The sequence below is a fragment of the Streptomyces botrytidirepellens genome, from assembly GCF_003721215.1.
Taxonomy (GTDB): domain Bacteria; phylum Actinomycetota; class Actinomycetes; order Streptomycetales; family Streptomycetaceae; genus Streptomyces; species Streptomyces himastatinicus.
The window spans coordinates 1-2102 of the sequence record NZ_RIBZ01000494.1 but is presented as its reverse complement, the minus strand read 5'-3'; the positions used below and the strand labels follow the sequence as shown (position 1 = coordinate 2102).

The 2102-nt window shown below is 72.2% G+C and carries 1 protein-coding gene; it reads left to right on the top strand.

Annotation, left to right across the window (positions count from 1 at the left end; translation table 11 throughout):
* On the top strand, positions 1-2102 hold a 2102-nt coding region (locus EEJ42_RS31920; protein ID WP_148082087.1), incomplete at both ends, for an Rne/Rng family ribonuclease.

The following is a 2102-nucleotide window of genomic DNA, read 5'->3' as shown; positions in this document are numbered from 1 at the left end:
GTCGCCGTGGCGGCCGTCGCCGCCGCCGGGGCGAGGCCGCCGACGCCGAGGGCGGCGAGGGTCGTGCCGAGGGCGAGGACGGCGCGGCCTACGAGGACGAGGCGCAGTCCGAGGGCGAGACCGGCGAGGAGCCGGGCGCCGCCGAGGAGGAGACCGCCGAGGCCGGTGAGCCGGGCGGTGGCAGCTCCAGCAGCAGCCGTCGCCGCCGCCGTCGCCGCCGTCGCAGCGGGGACGCCGCCGAGGGTGAGTCGGGCGGTGACGACCCGGAGCGCACGGTCGTCAAGGTCCGCGAGCCCCGGAAGAAGGAAGAGACGAGCTCCGACGAGGTCCAGTCGATCAAGGGCTCGACGCGTCTGGAGGCGAAGAAGCAGCGCCGCCGCGAGGGCCGCGAGCAGGGCCGCCGCCGGGTGCCGATCATCACCGAGGCCGAGTTCCTGGCCCGCCGCGAGGCGGTCGAGCGGGTGATGGTCGTCCGGCAGAACGGCGAGCGCACCCAGATCGGCGTGCTGGAGGACAACGTCCTCGTCGAGCACTTCGTCAACAAGGAGCAGGCCACCAGCTACGTCGGCAACGTCTACCTGGGCAAGGTCCAGAACGTGCTGCCGTCGATGGAGGCCGCCTTCGTCGACATCGGCAAGGGCCGCAACGCCGTGCTGTACGCGGGCGAGGTCAACTTCGAGGCGCTGGGGCTGTCCAACGGGCCGCGCCGCATCGAGACCGCCCTGAAGTCCGGGCAGTCCGTGCTCGTCCAGGTCACCAAGGACCCGATCGGCCACAAGGGCGCCCGGCTGACCAGCCAGGTCTCCCTGCCCGGCCGCTACCTGGTGTACGTCCCCGAGGGCTCCATGACGGGCATCAGCCGCAAGCTGCCCGACACCGAGCGCGCCCGGCTGAAGCAGATCCTCAAGAAGATCGTCCCCGAGGACGCGGGCGTGATCGTCCGCACCGCCGCGGAGGGCGCGAGCGAGGACGAGCTGGCCCGCGACGTCCAGCGGCTCCAGGCGCAGTGGGAAGAGATCAAGAAGAAGGCGAAGAGCGGCAACGCGCCGACGCTGCTCTACGGCGAGCCGGACATGACCGTCCGGGTCGTCCGCGACATCTTCAACGAGGACTTCTCCAAGGTCATCGTGAGCGGCGAGGACGCCTGGCAGACCATCCACGGCTATGTCTCGCACGTCGCGCCCGACCTCGTCGACCGGCTCCAGAAGTGGAACTCGGACGTCGACGTCTTCGCCACGTACCGGATCGACGAGCAGCTGATGAAGGCGCTGGACCGCAAGGTCTGGCTGCCCAGCGGCGGCTCCCTGGTGATCGACCGGACCGAGGCGATGGTCGTGGTCGACGTCAACACCGGCAAGTTCACCGGCCAGGGCGGCAACCTGGAGGAGACGGTCACCAGGAACAACCTGGAGGCGGCCGAGGAGATCGTGCGCCAGCTGCGGCTGCGCGACCTCGGCGGCATCATCGTGATCGACTTCATCGACATGGTGCTGGAGTCCAACCGCGATCTGGTGCTGCGGCGGCTGCTGGAGTGCCTGGGCCGGGACCGTACGAAGCACCAGGTGGCGGAGGTCACCTCGCTCGGCCTGGTCCAGATGACCCGTAAGCGGGTCGGCCAGGGCCTGCTGGAGTCGTTCTCCGAGTCCTGCGTCCACTGCAACGGCCGCGGCGTGATCGTCCACATGGACCAGCCGACGGTGGCCGGCGGCGGTGGCGGCGGCAAGCGCAAGAAGAAGAAGTCCGGCGGCCAGCAGGCGCCCGCGCCGGAGGAGGCCGCCGTCGTCGAGGCCGAGACGGTCGTCGAGGCCGCCGAGGAGATCGCGGCGGAGGTCGCGGAGCCGAAGGCGCTGCCGGAGCCGGTCTTCGCGGCCGACGAGGAGCTGTACAGCAGCGCCGCCGAGGCCGAGGCCGCCGCGAGCCGTGGGCGTACCCGCCGCCGGGCGACCCGCAAGGTGTCCGCCCCGGCGGGCGCCCCGAAGAGTGCCGAGCAGCCGGAGGCCGTGGTGGTCAGGGCGGACGAGCCGAAGGAGGCGCCCGCCGAGGCGCCCGAGGCCGCCGCTCCCGCTCCCGCCCCCGAGCCGGAGGCGGCCGCCGAGCCGGAG